Source organism: Paraburkholderia bryophila (assembly GCF_003269035.1).
Classification (GTDB): domain Bacteria; phylum Pseudomonadota; class Gammaproteobacteria; order Burkholderiales; family Burkholderiaceae; genus Paraburkholderia; species Paraburkholderia bryophila.
This window is the reverse complement of sequence record NZ_QLTK01000012.1, coordinates 12,890-29,269: the sequence shown is the minus strand read 5'-3', so window position 1 is coordinate 29,269 and position 16,380 is coordinate 12,890. Positions and strand designations below refer to the sequence as shown.

Here is a 16,380-nt window from a genome sequence, read left to right as displayed (position 1 = left end):
GCTTACGTCGCCGCCGTATCGGATGGATTTGAGTTGTCGCTGACGGCGGGCGTTGCCGGGGCACTTTCCAGCAGCGCGTCGCTGTCGTCTTTCAGACCGACGCCCGTCAGACCCAACCGTCTTGCGTGCGTCAGCAGATAGTGCAACTTGTGCGCGGCGTGCGGATAGTCGAGTCCTTCCGGGCGCACATTGGAAATGCAGTTGCGCTGCGCGTCGCTGCAACCGACTTTCGGCGCGTAGGTCAGGTAGATACCGAGGCTGTCCGGTGAACTCAGCCCCGGTCTTTCGCCGATCAACATCACCACCAGCTTGCTATTGAGTAATTCGCCGATCTCGTCGCCCAGCGCGACGCGTGCCTGACGCGCGATCACGACCGGCCCGATTTTCCAGTCGGCGAGTTTCGCGCACACCGCCTGTAGCAGCGGAATGGACTGCTTCGCTGCGGCGAATGCGGATAGGCCGTCTGCGATGACAAAAACCACTTCCGGCGCATCGTTCTGCACCTGCCCGAGCGCTGCGCGGCTCTCTTCCGACAAGCGCCGCCCCAGGTCGGGACGCCGCAAATAATGCTCACGATCCGGCGCAGCGCTATGCGCGTCCAGCGTCGTGAAATTCAGCGCGCGCAACTGCGCGTGCAGTGCCTCGGCGTCGAGCGGATGATGCACGGCGTCGCGCGCTTGCGCATGCGACAGGTTGAACGCGAGCAACGGCGCGGTGGGCAAGCTGTTGCCCGCACGGCCCAACGCAATGCGCGCGTTGGTGAACTGACGCAACGCGTTCCACGGATTCTTTTCGAGGAACTCGCTCATGCGATTCCCATCCAGTCGTTCGCGCCTTCCAGCAGCGGTTGTTGCGGCGATGCGCTCAGCAATGCGCCGCGCGCGTCGGTAATCTGCATCGACTCCAGCCATTCCTCGAATTCCGGCGCACGCCGCAGGCCGAGCACCTCGCGTACGTACAGCGCGTCGTGGAACGAGGTGCTTTGGTAGTTGAGCATCACGTCGTCCGCACCCGGAATGCCCATGATGAAATTGATGCCCGCCACGCCGAGCAGCGTAAGCAGATTGTCCATGTCGTCCTGATCCGCTTCGGCATGGTTCGTGTAGCAGATATCGCAACCCATCGGCACGCCGAGCAGCTTGCCGCAGAAGTGATCTTCCAGTCCGGCGCGCGTGATCTGTTTACCGTCGTACAGATACTCCGGTCCGATGAAACCCACCACCGTGTTCACCAGGAAGGGATTGAATTTGCGCGCCACGGCATAGGCGCGTACTTCGCAGGTCTGTTGATCGACGCCGAAATGCGCGTCTGCCGATAATGCGCTGCCTTGCCCCGTTTCGAAATACATCAGGTTATTGCCGACGGTGCCGCGCTTCAGCGACAACCCCGCGTCATAGGCCTCCTGCAGCAACGCGAGCGAAATGCCAAAACCCGCGTTCGCCTTCTCGGTGCCCGCAATGGATTGGAATACCAGATCGACCGGCGCACCTTTTTCGATGGCGGCGATCGTGTTGGTGACGTGCGTCAGCACGCACGATTGCGTCGGCACCTGATACCGCAGGCGGAAGTCGTCGATCATCAGCAGCAGCCTGGTGATCGCGGCGAGATTGTCGCTAGCCGGATTGATGCCGATCATCGCGTCGCCGCAACCGTACATCAGGCCGTCGAGCATCGAGGCGGCGATGCCTTTTACGTCGTCGGTCGGATGATTCGGTTGCAGGCGCACCGACATGCGGCCCGGTAAGCCCACCGTGTTGCGAAAGCGTGTAATCACCGGACGTTTACGCGCCGCCGCAATCAGATCCTGATTGCGCATCAGCTTCGAGACCGCCGCGACCATCTCCGGCGTGAGGCCCGCCGTGATGCGCGTGAGCGCGTCGGCGTCGGTCGTGCTGCTCAGCAGCCAGTTGCGAAAGTCGCCCACCGTCAGATGCGAGATCTCGGCGAAGGCTTGCGGCGAGTGATCGTCGATCACGAGACGCGTGACCTCGTCGCTCTCGTACGGAATCAACGCTTCGTTGAGAAACGTGCGCAACGGCACCTGCGCGAGCGCCATCCTGGCCGCAACGCGCTCTTCCTCGCTCGCCGCCGCGACGCCCGCGAGCTGGTCGCCGGAGCGTTGCGGACTGGCCTTCGCCATCAAGGTCTTCAGGTCGGCAAAGCGATAGGTGCGACTGCCGATCGTTTCGGTGTAGCTCATCGTTACGACTCCCTCGCCGCTGCTCGCGCAGCGGCCCGATCCGTCATTCTTCGAGCAGGGCGTCTGACGGCGCCGCTTCGCGTTGATGACGCGTCAGCAAAAAGTAGACGTAGCCCAGCGCGAGAAAAATGGCGAACACAACCGCCACCAGAAAATTGAAGTAAACCATCGTGGCCAGACAGATGACCGCGGCAACCAGCGCAAACGCCGGAAAGAACGGAAACAGCGGCGCGCGGAACGGGCGCTCCATGTCCGGATCGCTGCGGCGCAGCTTGAACAGCGACAACATGCTGATGATATACATCACGATAGCGCCAAATACCGACATCGTCACGATGTTCGCGGTCAGCGTCTGGCCGCCGAACTGGATCAGTTCGTCGCTGTAGATCGCCGCGATGCCGACCACGCCGCCCGCCAGGATCGCGCGATGCGGCGTCTTGAACCGCGGATGCACCTTCGAAAGCCATTCCGGCAGATAGCCGGCGCGAGCCAGCGCGAAGATCTGCCGCGAATAGCCGAGGATGATGCCGTGAAATGACGCGACCAGCCCAAACAATCCAAGCCACACCAGCATATGCATCCAGCCGCTATGTTCGCCGACGATGAACTTCATCGCTTGCGGCAACGGGTCGTTGATATTCGACAGCTTGGTCCAGTCACCGGCCGCGCCGGCAAACACCATCACGCCGATGGCGAGCACGACCAGCGTCAGAATGCCGGCCACGTAAGCGATCGGGATGGAACGCTTCGGGTTTTTGGCTTCTTCGGCGGCCATCGCGACGCCTTCGATCGCGAGGAAAAACCAGATCGCGAACGGAATCGCCGCGAACATGCCGTGGAACGAACCCATGCTGAAGGTATCCGCGCCGGACCAGCCGCCCTTCGTGAAGTTGGACCACTGGAAGCCCGGCGACACCACGCCCATGAAAACCAGCAGCTCGAAGATCGCAAGCAGTGTCACGCACAATTCGAACGCCGCGGCGATCTGTACACCGACGATATTCAACGCGATGAAGACGAGGTACGCGCCCATCGCCGCATGCTTCGGCTCGAGCCCCGGGAACTGCACGTGTAGATACGCGCCGATCGCCAGCGCAATGGCTGGCGGCGCAAACACGAATTCGACCAGCGTCGCGGCGCCCGCCAGATAGCCGCCGGTCGGGCCGAACGCGTGACGCGCGTAGGCAAACGGCCCACCGGCGTGCGGAATCGAGGTGGTGAGTTCGGTGAAACTGAAAATGAAGGTCGTATACATCGCGGCAATGAACACCGCCGTGATGACGAAACCGAGCGTACCGGCGCTTGCCCAGCCGTAGCTCCAGCCGAAATATTCGCCGGAAATCACGAGGCCGACGGCAATGCCCCACAGTTGCCACGTGCCGAGCGTCTGCTTCAACTCGTGATGGGTGACTTTACCGACGTGCTGACTGTTGGATTCTGATTTCATCGGAGCTCCCTGATATGGCCGATCGCTCGACGCCGCAAGGCTTTGCGGTGCATGGGCGGACAGCTTTCAACCGATGGTAGTGAGCCATTAATCGATGTGTTATCGAAATTCGGCAAAGTTCGAGGTGGTCGTCTGCTGGCGCGTGGCGCTTTTTTGCCGGCTTAGGTTGAAGTCAGCAGGATTTGGTAAATGGGCTCGTGGTACTTTCGTTTGCATTGAACCAGCCCATTTCATTTTTTGGCATCGGCATCGTTATGAACGAATCAGCCCATCGAGCGCGCTACGAAACCCGGCTCGGCCGCGTGCTCGATCATATTTACGATCACCTCGACGAACCGCTCGATATCGATCGACTCGCGGAAATCGCGTGTTTGTCGCCGTATCACTGGCACCGGATTTATCAGGCCATGTACGGCGAAACGGTCGCGACGACGGTGCGACGTTTGCGCCTGCATCGTGCGGGGGGATTGCTCGCGAACGGTTCGATGCCGATCGCCGAGATTGCCGAGCGCGCGGGCTATAGCAGTTTGCAATCTTTCTCGCGCACGTTTCGCGCGGCCTTCGGCGTGCCGCCGGCGCAGTATCGCAAGCAAGGCACGCATAGCCGGTTTCGTCCGGCCCTTTCTGGAGACAATCAAATGACCCTGCGCGAAGTCACGATTCGACATGTGGAACAGATGGATGTGTTGTCGATCGATCATGTAGGACCGTATATGCAGATCGGTAAAGCGTTCGATGCTTTATTCGGCTGGCTGGCGAAACACAATCTGCTGGCCGGAGAGATGCGCATGATTGGGATTTACTACGACGATCCCGGCGTGGTCGACGAAAACGCGTTGCGCTCGAAGGCTGGTGTGTTATTGCCGCATCCGGTTCAGTCTTCGGTGACGGTGAGTCCGCCGGCTTCGGTCGCGCATGTGAAGGGCGGGGAGTATGCGGTGCTGCGCCACCAGGGACCGTATAGCGATATGCGTGCTGCGTATGAATGGCTGTACGGAACGTGGCTCGTGCAGTCAGGGCGCGAAGCGGCGGATGCGCCGGTGTTCGAGGAGTATCTGAACAGCCCGAAGGATACGGCGCCGGCGGATCTGATCACCGAGATCTGTTTACCGCTGGTTTGAGGCGATGGGACTTTGCGATCGCATCTTGTGGTCGCGTTCCCGTTCGCAGTTGCTTTGCCTGCTTCGTGCTCGCTTGTGCAGCGCGCTTCGCGGCAGCCTCTCTGGTTTTTATAGTCTTTGTATATGTATACGTAGTAATAGTTAACAAGCCTCGCATCCGGCTGTGGATAACTCGAAACTTCGTTTACGGATCAACACGCTGCGGAATCCATAACCCTGCGCGGCGTGTGCGGACAGCCAGGCGGAGCCTGGGAAAACTTTCGAGCGGCGAACCGTCGCGGCATCCTTATCAAGGTTTCGCCCACAACGTGTCAGATGGTTTTTACAAATGTTGTCCAGAGGGGGCTGTGGATAAGTTCGACGGTTTCTGGACGAGGCCTCGACGTTGACAAGGCGCGGCTCGCTCGCTTATCGTCGGCACGCGGGACGGCTGGTCAAGCACGCCTGAGTTCGGGCAGCATACGTTCCGGGCACTACGGGGCTACCCCGTGGATTAGCATGACCTCCGCACTTCGTCGCATGAGCGTCACTTGCGCTGTGCGCAACACGGCTCACGCAGCACAAGAAGCGTTGACTGGCCGGCCCGCCCTCTTCTCTATGCCTTCCTCTTACCTGCAGTACGTTGCCAATGCGATTGCCGACGCCATGCTCGCCGGTCCGGCCCAGCCTGCGTCGATCGTCGAGCGGATGGTGCTCGCGTTGGGCGCGCCGGCCGACTGGATGAGCGGATTGGCGCGCCGCGTTTCGCGGCGGTTTGGCAAGCGGTGGGATAGCGTCGGGCGTCATGAACTGTCGAGGGTCATTGCCGACCATGCGGCGTTTGTCTCGGCGTGGCAGAGCGACAACCGTCCGCGAGTGGTGCGTCTGCTAACGCGGCCGCCGGTTCAGCGCCAGGTGCCGCCCTGGTTGCACGGCATCACGTTGCCGCAGTTGCCCGCGCTGGCGGATCTGGCCGACTGGCTCGAAGTCGAGCCGACGGAACTTGACTGGTTCGCCGATCGCTGGCGTGCGCCAGCTCACGCAGCGGCAACCCCGCTGCACCACTATTCGTACAAGGCGATCGAGAAGCGCGACGGTCGCTGCCGAATCATCGAAATTCCTAAATCGCGTTTGCGGACCGTGCAGCGGAAAGTGCTGCATGGCTTGCTCGATCGGATTCCCGTGCACGATGCGGCGCATGGTTTTCGGCGCGGCAGAAATACGCTGAGCTTCGCCACGCCTCATGCGGCGAAAGCGGTGGTGGTTCGCTTTGATCTGACGGATTTTTTTGCCTCGGTTAATGCGGGGCGCGTTTACTCAACGTTTCGTGATTTTGGATATCCATTAGCAGTTGCTCGCTCGTTGACAGCGCTGTGTACCAACCGTGTGCCGAGTGGTCGCCTGCTAGAAGCGGATGTGCGGGAGCGGATCGACTGGCTGGAACGGCAGCGCTATCGGAACCGGCATTTGCCGCAAGGCGCACCGACCTCGCCTGCGTTGGCGAATCTGTGTGCTTACCGGCTCGACCTTCGGCTTGCGGGGCTCGCGCGCTCTGTGGGCGCGACTTATACGCGCTATGCCGACGATCTCGCCTTTTCCGGTGACGAAGATCTCGCGCGAATCGCCGAGCGCTTATCGATTCGCGTTGGGGCGATTGCGATCGAGGAAGGCTTTGCGCTTAACTTCAGGAAGACGCGCGTGATGCGTCGTGGGGCGCGGCAACATCTGGCCGGCGTGGTGGTGAATCGCCATCCGAATCTCGCGCGGCCAATGTTCGATACGCTGAAGGCGATTCTCACCAATTGCGTGAGGCATGGGCCGGAGTCGCAGAACCGTGAGGCGCATCCGGATTTCCGGGCGCATCTCGCGGGACGTGTCGCGCATCTGGCGATGCTGAACGCGCGGAGAGGGGCGAAGTTGGAGGCGATATTCGAGCGGATTGGTTGGGAGGGGGGTGAAGGCAGCGGTACGACGGTCTGACACGGATCGAGTGCCTGAAGCTGCTTGCGGTGCGTTATTCCACCACTAACACGTGTTTCCCGCTTTTCTTTTCAAGTTGGCGCGGCAGCCGGATCATGACGAGGTAGACCCGAACGATCACGCCGGCAACCCAGAGCGACATCGGCATGCCCAGAATCGCCAGCACGAGGAGTACGCCATTCGCGCCGAGACTCGCACTCAGCAACCGGTTCAACACCAGATAGAACGGCGCGATGCCAAAGACGAACCCGTAGTAGATCTTCGGAAACGGCAAGCGTTCCTTGTGGCGCTTTTCGAACTGCGTCAAGCCTGCCTGAAATTCGTAGGCAAAGTGAGATCCTTCGTCGACGAACGCGTGGTTCACGAAAGTCGTCGCCTCGATCGTATGCGAGACGCCGCGCGCCGTGATGATTAGCCAATACAGCGTCAATGCCAAGCCGCCTAGTAGTCCCGGCCATTTGAATAGAGGTGGCAGCGGCGCGAAGATGAAATAGAAAAAGTACGCGAATATGCCGAAGAAAAAGTAAACGGAAAACATACTGATCGAATGTATCAGGCCGCAGATCCACAGCAAGTTCGTACGGCGGTATCGGGCGGCAATCGCGAAGGGCGTGAGGAAGCAGGTCGCCGTGATGAATAGACCGATTTTCCATGGCCATGCCGAGACGGATAAATCGTCGGCGTAGGCGGCGTAGGAAACGCCGGTGCCGAGTAGCGGCAGCAGCAGGCTTGCGAGCGCGACTTTTTTGGCTATCGTCCAGATCGCGTCTTGAGGCTTGTGCTGTGGCTGGGGTATTGATCGAGTTCTTGGCATCGGTCAGTGGATCATTAATTAGCCGCGGCGGTGTCGTTTGAGAAACGGTGAGGTCGAATGCTGGCTTTGAATAGCGGCCGAAGGAATATAACAAATGGAACATGTAGCGCTTGCGATCTGCGGGCTTGCTGCTATCGTTCGGCTTCGCCATTGCGTTGGCTCGATAAACGAATGCGCAATTGACGGACGCTGGTTCGCGGTCCCGCCATGCGGGTGTGTGCTTCCTGATTTTTTATAACTGCCCTCATGTTGACCAAGATATTGAAATGGATCGCCGGACTCTGGCTGCTCGCCACGCTGATCATCATTTCCGCCGGTTTGCTGTCGAGGCCTCAGCAAGCCGATCTCGCGATCGTCTACGGTAACAAGGTCCACGTGGACGGCAGCCCGTCGTCGCGCCTCGCGGCGCGGCTCGACGAGGCGCGTCTGTGCTACGAGAAAGGGCTGTGTCGCGCAATCATGGTGAGTGGCGGCATCGACAAACACGGCACGGATGAAGCGCTCGCCATGAAGCGCGATCTCGTCAACCAAGGTGTTCCCGAGAACCGCATTGTGATGGACAACATGGGACGCGACACCTGGGAAACCGCGAGAAACGCGAGTGCATATATGAAGGCACATGGTCTGCATAGTGCGATTGTCGTTTCGCAATACTTTCATGTGCCGCGCGCCATGATTGCGTTGAAACGGTTTGGGGTGGGTCGGGTTAGTGGGGCTTATCCCGTGTTCTTTGAGGTGCGGGATGTTTATTCTTCATTGAGAGAAGTGCCGGGGGCGTTGTGGTATTGCGTGAGGCGCGATTTTTGAGTGGGTTGTTCGGTGCTTGTCTCATAGACGCTATGGCGCTAGAAGTTAGGGCCAACCTACGTGCTAATCCAAAACAATCTGAGTGACGATAAAACATAAGTTGATTCCTGCAATCGAATCGAAGAAGCTATTGCGAGGCGGATATCGGTTTATATGCGTTTCGCATTTTGTCTTTGGACGATCGTTGGCCCGCTAGAACAGAAAACGTGCAGTCGGTTCAATCACTTCGAGGGGTACGCTTGCATGACAAAACCTACACTGCGTCTCGCGAAACTCGCGATCTTGAGTGGCTTCGCGTTTTTCGCGCTCGGCGCTCAGGCCAAAACTGATTGCGACGCTTCCAATCTCAATCGGGATCAGCAACTCGCTTGCGCGCAACAGCAAACCGCCGTTAAGGCGGCTCAGGCCGACAAGCTCTATCAGGCTTTGCGGCGAGACGTCCCGGAAGCGCAACGCGACACGTTGCAGAAAAACCTGCTGGTGTGGACTTATAAGGTCGACACGGACTGCGCTCTGCAGCGCGATGCGTTTAACGATTGGGGCAAGAATCCCGCACCGGATGCGGAGTTCCAGTACGAGGGCTGCAAGGCTGCTGTGCGGGATGAGCAGGTGTCGTTTTACGAAAGTCTTATTTGTCCGGATTCGCTTGAGACTGGTGATAAGGCGAGTTGCGGGAAGTTGTCGGCGATTTTGAGGTCGTCGGATTGAAGCAATGATGTTGCGCGGCGATTTCCTTAAGCGACACGCCCTTTGTAGGCTTCGCGTCATGGTGAACGGCCGGTCAGCGTGATCAAGCTGGCCGGCGATCTTATCTTTCATCGAGGTACTCACCCCGTTTCGCGCTATTGAACGATGCGCCTGAAAACCCCGGCCAGATCAATCGCCAACGTTCCAATTCAGGGAAACCAGGGCAAAGTAAGCCGGTATCTCCATTAGCGTGTACATCATTCCGCCGAAACCGCGACGCATGTAGCGGCCGTCGGCGACTTCCATATACGTCGCGTTGCATGCGACCACCATGCCGAGGGATGCCGGCTCCTTGGCAATCTGCACGGGAGTCATTCTGTCAAACTGGTGGATCAGCATGTCACCTGTGGGCGGCCATGGATCTTTCGGTGGCATCCCGATGACCACCTCGCGCCAGTAGCGCTTCTGGACCAATTGGCCCCAATAGGCTTTTATCGACGTGTCATCGCTCATATTTTTTGACATGCTACTGTCGCGTTATCGAGGTCATGCTTGTATTCCCGGTCTATTGAGTGACGATGCGCCCGATGCCGACAACACGTCGATTTCAAACCGGAAAGACTCGTCCACCACTTCACGGCCGTGGAAACGCTCGACAACGAACGTTCCCGCCATCGTCGTATCCAGCTGGATCTGGCGAGTGGCTTGCGAATAGCCCTTCAATGCTGCAGCGATATCCATTCCGTCCTCTTGCGTCTCTCAAAACGTCTTGCACCTGAACCGAGCAAGGCTCGATCGATCAATTGATGTTCTCGGTCTTCTTTCTCACAACGCGAGCATTCGCCTCGTCGACCAACTGCTGGATGGAGGTATAGACCGGGTTGCTGACGCCTAGCTTTTCCTGCTTGCCCTTGCCTCTCAAGAACATCCATTCGGGCCACTGCCGTACCTGATCGACAGTCCCGACCACAAATTCGCCACATGGTGGAACATGCAGTTCCTCGGCAGTTTTCTGACCTGATGTAAAGGCTTTCCAGTCCGGACGAAACACGCGGTCCTGACAGGACTCGTGCCAAAAGATCATGGGTCGCTTTTTGTCGGCCTCGGGGAAGTCATCGAATACAAAAGCTTCTTCCTTATCCGCGACGGGGATGACGCGTAGATTCCCATGTACGTCACGGATGCCGACTTTCCAGTGTGGATTGTCGTTCTGGTCGTAGTCCTGCCACGGGTTGATTGCTTCGGAAAGAATCTCCCGGCTTCCGTGGCGCTTCTCCAGTTCGAACACCACCGTACTCTTGGGGAAGGTCGACGAATACCCCAACGTCGGATTGCTCCTGATCTTGACGATACCGTTCTCGGGAACGCGCACTTCGAGCCCGTCTTTCGTATGAGCCGGTTCGATGCCATCCGGTTGATCGAACAGCGCGACGACTGGGCCAACGTAGCTTTCGGGAATCACATAAATCATTGGCATGCGTCGACTCCTATCCAGTCCGAACCCTATTGCGGCAATGAGCAAAAGGGCGAGCAAAATAAAGTAGCGCCTCCTGATGCGGCGCTTTGGGGTATTCACCGGTACTACTTCTTCCATAGACTGGGATCCAGGTCTTCGCTATCGGGGGCGCGCCCCTCGTTGGGGTTGCGATGCAGGTGGTGCGTCGGTGAGCCCGGCGGCAGCTTGATATCGCGGATGGCGGGATAGTCATCGCGCCGGTCGGGCGTACCCTCCAAGGCCTGCGTGAAAATCCATAGTTTCGATCCAAAATTGCCATCGAGCGTTAACTCCACGCGCAATACGTTGGCCAACATGATGCGCAGGTTGTCGCCCCAGCCGAAACACCCGTTCGGAGTTGTGCCGCGAGCACGGGATGACCAGCGCGGGCTTCTACAAATGGCGCTCGAAATATGGCGGCATGGACGCGGCGCTGATGAGCCGGAGGGAGGAGCTTGAGACGGAAAACGTCAGGCTCAAGAAGATGTACGCCAAAAAGCAACTTAAGGCCGAGACGGTGCGCGAGGCGTTTGAAAAAAAGTGGCGATGCCATCCGGATACTGCAAGATCGTCGGCGTACGCGGCGTATGAAACGCCGGTGCCCAGTAAAGGCAACGAGAAATTCACCCGTGTGGCTTTCTTCGTCATTTCCCAGACTGAGTCTTTCGATTCCACCGACAACTTCGTCGTCGGTTTTGATTTCGGCATCGACGCTCACTTTCGAAGATGCGCTTGCAGGGCGTGTACTTCACCAGATAGGCATCGCGGTCTTTGAGTATCCGCTGTTCCAGGCATTTTGGCCGCCGCATGTACTGTGCTTGCCGCGCTCGAAATCTATCCAATCAAAACGACGGGTTTGCCCTGCGAACGCTCAAGCGTCAATGGTAGATGAATCATAATCAGGTATTGCCTTACCAGCAGTCCGGCGACCCAAAGTGAGACAGGAAACATGATGACGGCTCCCAGGAACAGAGCGCCGTGTGATCCGAAGTATGGAGAGAGAATGCGGCCCAACACCAGCGAAAATGGCGCGACAAGCATGACAAGCCACATATGCAATTTGCCCGAAGGACTTCTTGCCTTGATTAGCGCCTCAAGCTTCGCCATATTTGCGAGTTTGTAGTGCAGTGCGTCGCCCACGTCTTCAAACGACTGTCCGACAAACTTCGACGTTGCGAGTGCCTGGCGCACATCTCGTCCGGTCAACGTCATCCAGTACGCAGTCAACGCCACACCGCCCCCAACACCTATCACATGAAAAATCATGGGCATCGGCGCAAACAGGAAATAGAAGTAGTAGAAGGTCACCCCGAACGTGAAATAGACCGACCCGGTAGCGAAGATACCGGCCAGACCCGCCGAACGCAGGCGAGATGCTCCCTTATCAGCAAGGCCGAACACAACCGGAAATACGATGCAAGCAACCAGCATCACGACCGCGAGTTGGCCAGGCATGGGTGATGTTTTGAAAACGAGGTCGTAGAAAAAAAAGCCGATTGCTGCACAGAAGACGTTCAATACGATCGAGATTGGAACAGACCGGAAGATTAGCTTCCAGACTTCACTGCGCGTTTTCGGAGATGACATATTTAGGGCACAAACATCATAGGATAGCCATCGTAGTCTTTCGGGTAGTGCTCTTCAAGGTAATTCGCCGCGCTTCTCAGCGCTCCCGCCAGCCGCTTCGTTATGTGAAATTCGTTATCAGCCATGTTGACGAAATACCCGATGACAATCGTCAATCCGACGGTAGCGGCGGCAATGGCCCACACTGGTGCCGTCGCGATCGCACCCGTGACAAGTAAAGCCGTGGTGGCAAGTCCAACTACGGCGGTGGCTACCGCAGCCGTTAGTCCCGCCGCGACGAGATCGACGCCGATTTTGGTAAAGAGATCGAAGAAGTCCTTTGTTGGACGTCCATCCGGGCCCCTCTGCTCGTAGTCGTGATACCACTCTGCCGTATCTAGCACGATGGTGAAAACTAACGCCAAGCCCCCAGCCTTTTTGAAGGCTCCTTTCGTTGCCTCCCAAGAAGCGGCAGTCGCTGACTCGAGCGTACCGGTGCCTGCCGTGATCGCAAGAATCTTGGAGCTTTTTGCACCGTATCGCGTCCCCGTAATCACTTTCCTTAAAGCACTGTTGCCTTTGAATGCGACGTAGGTCTTCACGCCTGCTTTCGGATGGGTCATTTTGATCAGCCTGAAACTTCGGTTCCAGAGATCCCGTAATTCGCCAAAGTTATCCTTCGCGAACGCTGTACCACCGGCTAACTGGCCGATCAACCAGTTGCGCGTGGCCACCTTGTTTGTATCGATTGCAGTATCTTCGCCCCCGCTACCCAATGCATTCCAGACCTCAGCGGGCGCCGTTGACAGTTCCACCTCGAATACATGAACCACTGTCTCCTCTTCCGCGTGACCTCGCGCGGCGGCAGGTGGGTTCGCGCTCGGCTGAGTTGGAGAACTGGGAGGAGTCAGTTTCAAGGGTAACAGTGGATTCCACCATGTCCCGTCAACGCCATTCGGGTTCGTGCTACTGCAGATAAGCGGGGCGCTCTGGCCGAACATGCTCCCGGCCGTCTGCGATGTCGCAAACTGAGTTGAGGTGCTGTGTCCCACGGCAGCGCTAGGATGGGACGCCAGCGTCAGAATAATCGGCGCAGGCTTTGCCTTCGGATCCGAATTGCCCTCGACAAGGTTCAGACCAGCCATCGAATAACGCTGCAGGATTACGCCGTTTAATTTGAGCAGTAGGTAACCCTTGAAATCCCTGCTAACCCAGATGTGATAGCGCTGACCGTCCTGGAACTGTCCCTGCTTGACGCGCTTTTTCTTGGCCACGTCGTAAATCCAGTCCTCGGTTGCTTCTACGGTATAGGTTGCGCCCTTCTTCACCTGAATATCGAAGATCACGTCGCGGTGCTTGCGAAGCAGAACGGTGAGGTCAGTCTCAGCCCAGCATTCGACCGGTTCACCCGGCAAATCGATGCAGACGGTATGTTGGATCAGTGGACGATTGCCCATTGTTATTCTCCGCTTCGCTTGACTTGGTCTGCCACGAACTTGCCAAAATCGATGCCCTTCAACTCGCCTTTTCCTTCTCCGTCCAGGACGACGTTGTGCACTGCCCCGTCTTCGGACGCGAGCTTGATCGGCTCTCCCTCTGGCACATTCCCTTCAGCGTCCATGTAACGGATTCGCATATCTGCTTTCTTCCCTTCCGAGTTGTAGGTTCGATCAAGACTCGTCGGGCCACTGAAAGCGTGCTGGGCTCCCTTGATGTCGATTTTTCCCGGTGCATGAATCTCGATGTTGCCGCCGGAAATGCGTACGTAAGCGCCACCAGCCGTGAGAAGAATTTCCTGCTTGGCAGCCGCGTCGATTTTCTCGGTTGCGGAGAGCAACTTCAGCGTCTTCTGGGCGGTGATTTCAAGGTTATCGCCTTGCGCCTGGATTTCGACTTTTCCTTTTGCCGCGAAAAGCTTCATACCCGCGTTCTGTGCGAACAGGCTTATCTTTTCGGCGACGCTCACGAGCAGCGATTTGCCTGTCGCAATGTGCGTGCTCTGGCCGCTGACGAGGTTGACATGCTCGGTCGCGGCAACGTGTGCTGACCGTTGTGTCGACATCCCGATGCCCGATGGCGTCGCAAACAGCATGATCGGCTCCTTGAAGCCGTTGGCATTGCCAGTGCCACCACCGGCGGTATTGCCACCACTACCTGTTGCGCCCGCTACGCTGTTCTGCGTCGCATCGGTAAAGGTTTTGAGCGAATCGTGACCGTCTTTCAGGCTTTCGGCCTGATGGGTTTCACTCGCCTGCGAGAGCGCTTCGATCACGCTTTCGGAATTGACGAGTTGGCTATTCGCTTCGCGTACGTCGAGAGGCTGGCTCGAGGTCCCAGTCGTTGGATGCGTCGACACATACAAGCCTTGCCCAGCTCTGAGCGCACCATACGCATCGGACTTCAGATCAAAGCCGCTGCCGAGGTACTCGCCGCGCGCGTTGCCTGTTTGCGCGATCAGATAACCGAGATGCAACTGCGCATTCGTGCTGGAGCTGTAAAGCTGCACGCGGTTCTGACCGGTGGCGTCGTCCATCACCATCTGGTTGTAACCGCTGCCTTGATACTCCTTCGACTTGTAGCCCGACAGAATGCCGTTCGAATGCCAGTCCGGCTTCTTTGCGCCGTTGTAGACACGGCCGGTGACGATCGGCTTGTCGCAATCGCCATCGAGGAACGACACGATCACTTCTTCGCCGATGCGCGGTACGTGGACACCGCCGTAAGCACCACCGGCATTCGACTGCGCGACCCGCATCCAGCATGAGGCTTTTTCGTCGCCGGCATTCAGGCGATCCCAATGCAATAGGACTTTGATGCGGTTCAGTGGATCCGTGTACACCTCTTCATTGGCCGGACCGACGACGGTCGCGGTTTGCATCGACATTTCGGGCTTGTGATGCTCGAAAGGACTGCGAAACGGAATGCTTTTGCGTTGTGCTTCGACGGCGGCCATGAAGAAACCTTCGCTGCCGTCAGTCGCTTTGACGACTAGCATTGGATTGTTTGCATGCTGCGCGCGGGCCGCGGCGATCGCTTGCTTCAGGCTGTGCGGGAAGTCCGTCGTCCCGCTGGAGACGGGCAGGTTGTTCTCGATAACCCAGTCGACCGCGATCACCGCGAACTGGCGATCCTGTTCGCTGCCCGTGCTGTGGTCGGGGTGATCCTGCAGTTCGAACCAGCGGCCCGCGTCGATGCGACGGACCGCGCCTACGCCGTGGAAGCGCTTCGCGCGCGATTCCCATTCCTCCATCCTCACCTTCGACAGGTGGTCGCCGCGGTCCTGCGTTCCGTACGTGTACGCGCCCGTGTATTCGTACACCTCGGCCTGCTGCGGCAGGTCGCCCTGTGTGGCGAGTGTCGGGATCGTCGTGCCCTTCGGATTGGCCGGTGCCGACGGCGCCTTGTAGTCGAACGTACGGGTTGTGAGCGTCGTGCTCTGTAGCGTGCGCGTGCCGCTCCATTGCACGAAGGCGTCTGTTTCGCTGTTGGTGCCCGAGCGGTAAAAATCCACAGTTTGCGGCGACAGCGCCGGGAGGCTGCCGATGTCGTCCGTTATGACCAGCGTGTGCGATTTGCCGTCCGTGGCCTGTTCGAAATAGCCGAACAGCCCTTCGGTTTCCATCAGCCGGTGACAGAAATTCCAGTCGTCCTCGTATTGAACGCAGAACGAGCGCTGCGGCAGGGTATTGCGTAAAGCAAAGCGGAATGCGCCCTGCGCCTGCGGATGCATATTGAACACATCGGTGATGATTTCATCGGCCGGTTTATCCTGCCAGATCCGTGCATCTTTTCTGAAGCGCAGAAAATGCATCCATGACACAAAACCGATCTGATAGCTGGTGAGCGCACTGTCCGAGCCCAGACGACGCGCCGTATGGACATAACCGTGATGCGGGGCGTAAGACTGGTCGGTTTGCTGAACCCACAGCGTGACGGGCTGGGCAATCAGCTTCTTGAGTTCGATATTGTCGTTGGTGGAAACCGCGTCCAGCGTGAATTCGTAATCGCGGCCCAGACGCGAATGGCCCACCAGTCTTTGCGGCAACAGGACATTCGCGCCCAATGGCGTATCCAGTTTCAGCAGACGGTCGCTTTGCAACAATCCGCCTTTTATCGCCGCGATTATGTCTTGTGCCCCCATACCGCCTCTAATTTATACAATTTGCGCTCCCGCGCCATCGCGCGATATTACAAAGAATTGGGCGTTTAACGCAATCACACATTGAAGTACAAATGTCAAATCGGAATTAATTTCCTCTCATCTCATGCGATCTGGATAGAGGT

At 58.0% G+C, this 16,380-nt stretch carries 15 protein-coding genes and 1 pseudogene; 5 read left to right on the top strand and 11 right to left on the bottom strand.

Annotation, left to right across the window (positions count from 1 at the left end; genetic code table 11):
• Window positions 1-2: 2 nt before the first annotated feature.
• Genes eutC through eat form a run of 3 tightly spaced genes read right to left on the bottom strand, consistent with a single transcriptional unit; the run spans window position 3 to window position 3,647 of the window.
• Window positions 3-809: an ethanolamine ammonia-lyase subunit EutC gene (gene eutC / locus BX591_RS18480; RefSeq protein WP_111932819.1), complete on the bottom strand. Its 807-nt coding sequence runs from the start codon at window positions 807-809 to the stop codon at window positions 3-5.
• Window positions 806-2,200, bottom strand: coding sequence for an ethanolamine ammonia-lyase subunit EutB (locus tag BX591_RS18475; RefSeq protein ID WP_111932818.1), 1,395 nt, complete (start codon window positions 2,198-2,200; stop codon window positions 806-808). The genes eutC and BX591_RS18475 overlap by 4 nt, the downstream gene beginning before the upstream one ends.
• Window positions 2,201-2,243: 43 nt before the next feature.
• On the bottom strand, window positions 2,244-3,647 hold the full coding sequence (gene eat, locus BX591_RS18470; RefSeq protein ID WP_111932817.1) for an ethanolamine permease: 1,404 nt from the start codon (window positions 3,645-3,647) through the stop codon (window positions 2,244-2,246).
• Between the two features lie 254 nt (window positions 3,648-3,901).
• Between eat and BX591_RS18465 the strand changes: the two genes are divergently transcribed.
• On the top strand, window positions 3,902-4,768 hold the full coding sequence (locus tag BX591_RS18465; RefSeq protein WP_111932925.1) for an AraC family transcriptional regulator: 867 nt from the start codon (window positions 3,902-3,904) through the stop codon (window positions 4,766-4,768).
• Window positions 4,769-5,365: 597 nt separating this feature from the next.
• A complete protein-coding gene (locus BX591_RS18460) occupies window positions 5,366-6,727 on the top strand; it encodes a reverse transcriptase family protein (protein WP_111932816.1) in 1,362 nt (453 codons plus the stop codon).
• 34 nt (window positions 6,728-6,761) lie between these two features.
• Here the strand turns inward: BX591_RS18460 and BX591_RS18455 are convergent, their stop codons facing one another.
• Entirely contained in the window at window positions 6,762-7,541 is a 780-nt protein-coding gene (locus BX591_RS18455; protein ID WP_111932815.1) for a hypothetical protein, read from the bottom strand.
• A gap of 246 nt (window positions 7,542-7,787) precedes the next feature.
• On the opposite strand from BX591_RS18455, the gene BX591_RS18450 reads away from it, so the two are divergent.
• On the top strand, window positions 7,788-8,348 hold the full coding sequence (locus tag BX591_RS18450; RefSeq protein ID WP_111932814.1) for a YdcF family protein: 561 nt from the start codon (window positions 7,788-7,790) through the stop codon (window positions 8,346-8,348).
• A gap of 153 nt (window positions 8,349-8,501) precedes the next feature.
• Complete coding sequence (locus tag BX591_RS18445) at window positions 8,502-9,056, top strand: lysozyme inhibitor LprI family protein (RefSeq protein ID WP_111932813.1); 555 nt, start codon at window positions 8,502-8,504, stop codon at window positions 9,054-9,056.
• A gap of 168 nt (window positions 9,057-9,224) precedes the next feature.
• On the opposite strand, the gene BX591_RS18440 is transcribed toward BX591_RS18445, so the two are convergent.
• Genes BX591_RS18440 through BX591_RS18425 form a run of 4 tightly spaced genes read right to left on the bottom strand, consistent with a single transcriptional unit; the run spans window position 9,225 to window position 10,847 of the window.
• On the bottom strand, window positions 9,225-9,560 hold the full coding sequence (locus BX591_RS18440; RefSeq protein ID WP_111932812.1) for a hypothetical protein: 336 nt from the start codon (window positions 9,558-9,560) through the stop codon (window positions 9,225-9,227).
• A gap of 21 nt (window positions 9,561-9,581) precedes the next feature.
• Window positions 9,582-9,776 carry a hypothetical protein gene (locus tag BX591_RS18435; protein WP_111932811.1) on the bottom strand — a complete coding sequence of 65 codons (195 nt, stop codon included), beginning with the start codon at window positions 9,774-9,776 and terminating at the stop codon, window positions 9,582-9,584.
• 58 nt (window positions 9,777-9,834) lie between these two features.
• Entirely contained in the window at window positions 9,835-10,629 is a 795-nt protein-coding gene (locus BX591_RS18430; RefSeq protein WP_244147054.1) for a hypothetical protein, read from the bottom strand.
• Entirely contained in the window at window positions 10,617-10,847 is a 231-nt protein-coding gene (locus BX591_RS18425; protein WP_244147053.1) for a hypothetical protein, read from the bottom strand. Before BX591_RS18425 ends, BX591_RS18430 begins: the two co-directional genes overlap by 13 nt.
• Before the next feature lie 38 nt (window positions 10,848-10,885).
• Between BX591_RS18425 and BX591_RS18420 the strand changes: the two are divergent.
• Window positions 10,886-11,071 (top strand): annotated as a pseudogene (locus tag BX591_RS18420) (transposase); the annotation flags it as partial.
• Window positions 11,072-11,364: 293 nt separating this feature from the next.
• Here BX591_RS18420 and BX591_RS18415 read toward each other — a convergent pair.
• The 3 genes from BX591_RS18415 to BX591_RS18405 are packed head-to-tail and all read right to left on the bottom strand — an operon-like array spanning window position 11,365 to window position 16,237.
• Complete coding sequence (locus BX591_RS18415) at window positions 11,365-12,117, bottom strand: hypothetical protein (RefSeq protein WP_111932810.1); 753 nt, start codon at window positions 12,115-12,117, stop codon at window positions 11,365-11,367.
• Window positions 12,118-12,119: 2 nt separating this feature from the next.
• Window positions 12,120-13,553, bottom strand: coding sequence for a hypothetical protein (locus tag BX591_RS18410; protein ID WP_111932809.1), 1,434 nt, complete (start codon window positions 13,551-13,553; stop codon window positions 12,120-12,122).
• 2 nt (window positions 13,554-13,555) lie between these two features.
• Window positions 13,556-16,237, bottom strand: a complete 2,682-nt coding sequence (locus BX591_RS18405) for a type VI secretion system Vgr family protein (RefSeq protein WP_111932808.1) — start codon at window positions 16,235-16,237, stop codon at window positions 13,556-13,558.
• Window positions 16,238-16,380 lie beyond the last annotated feature (143 nt).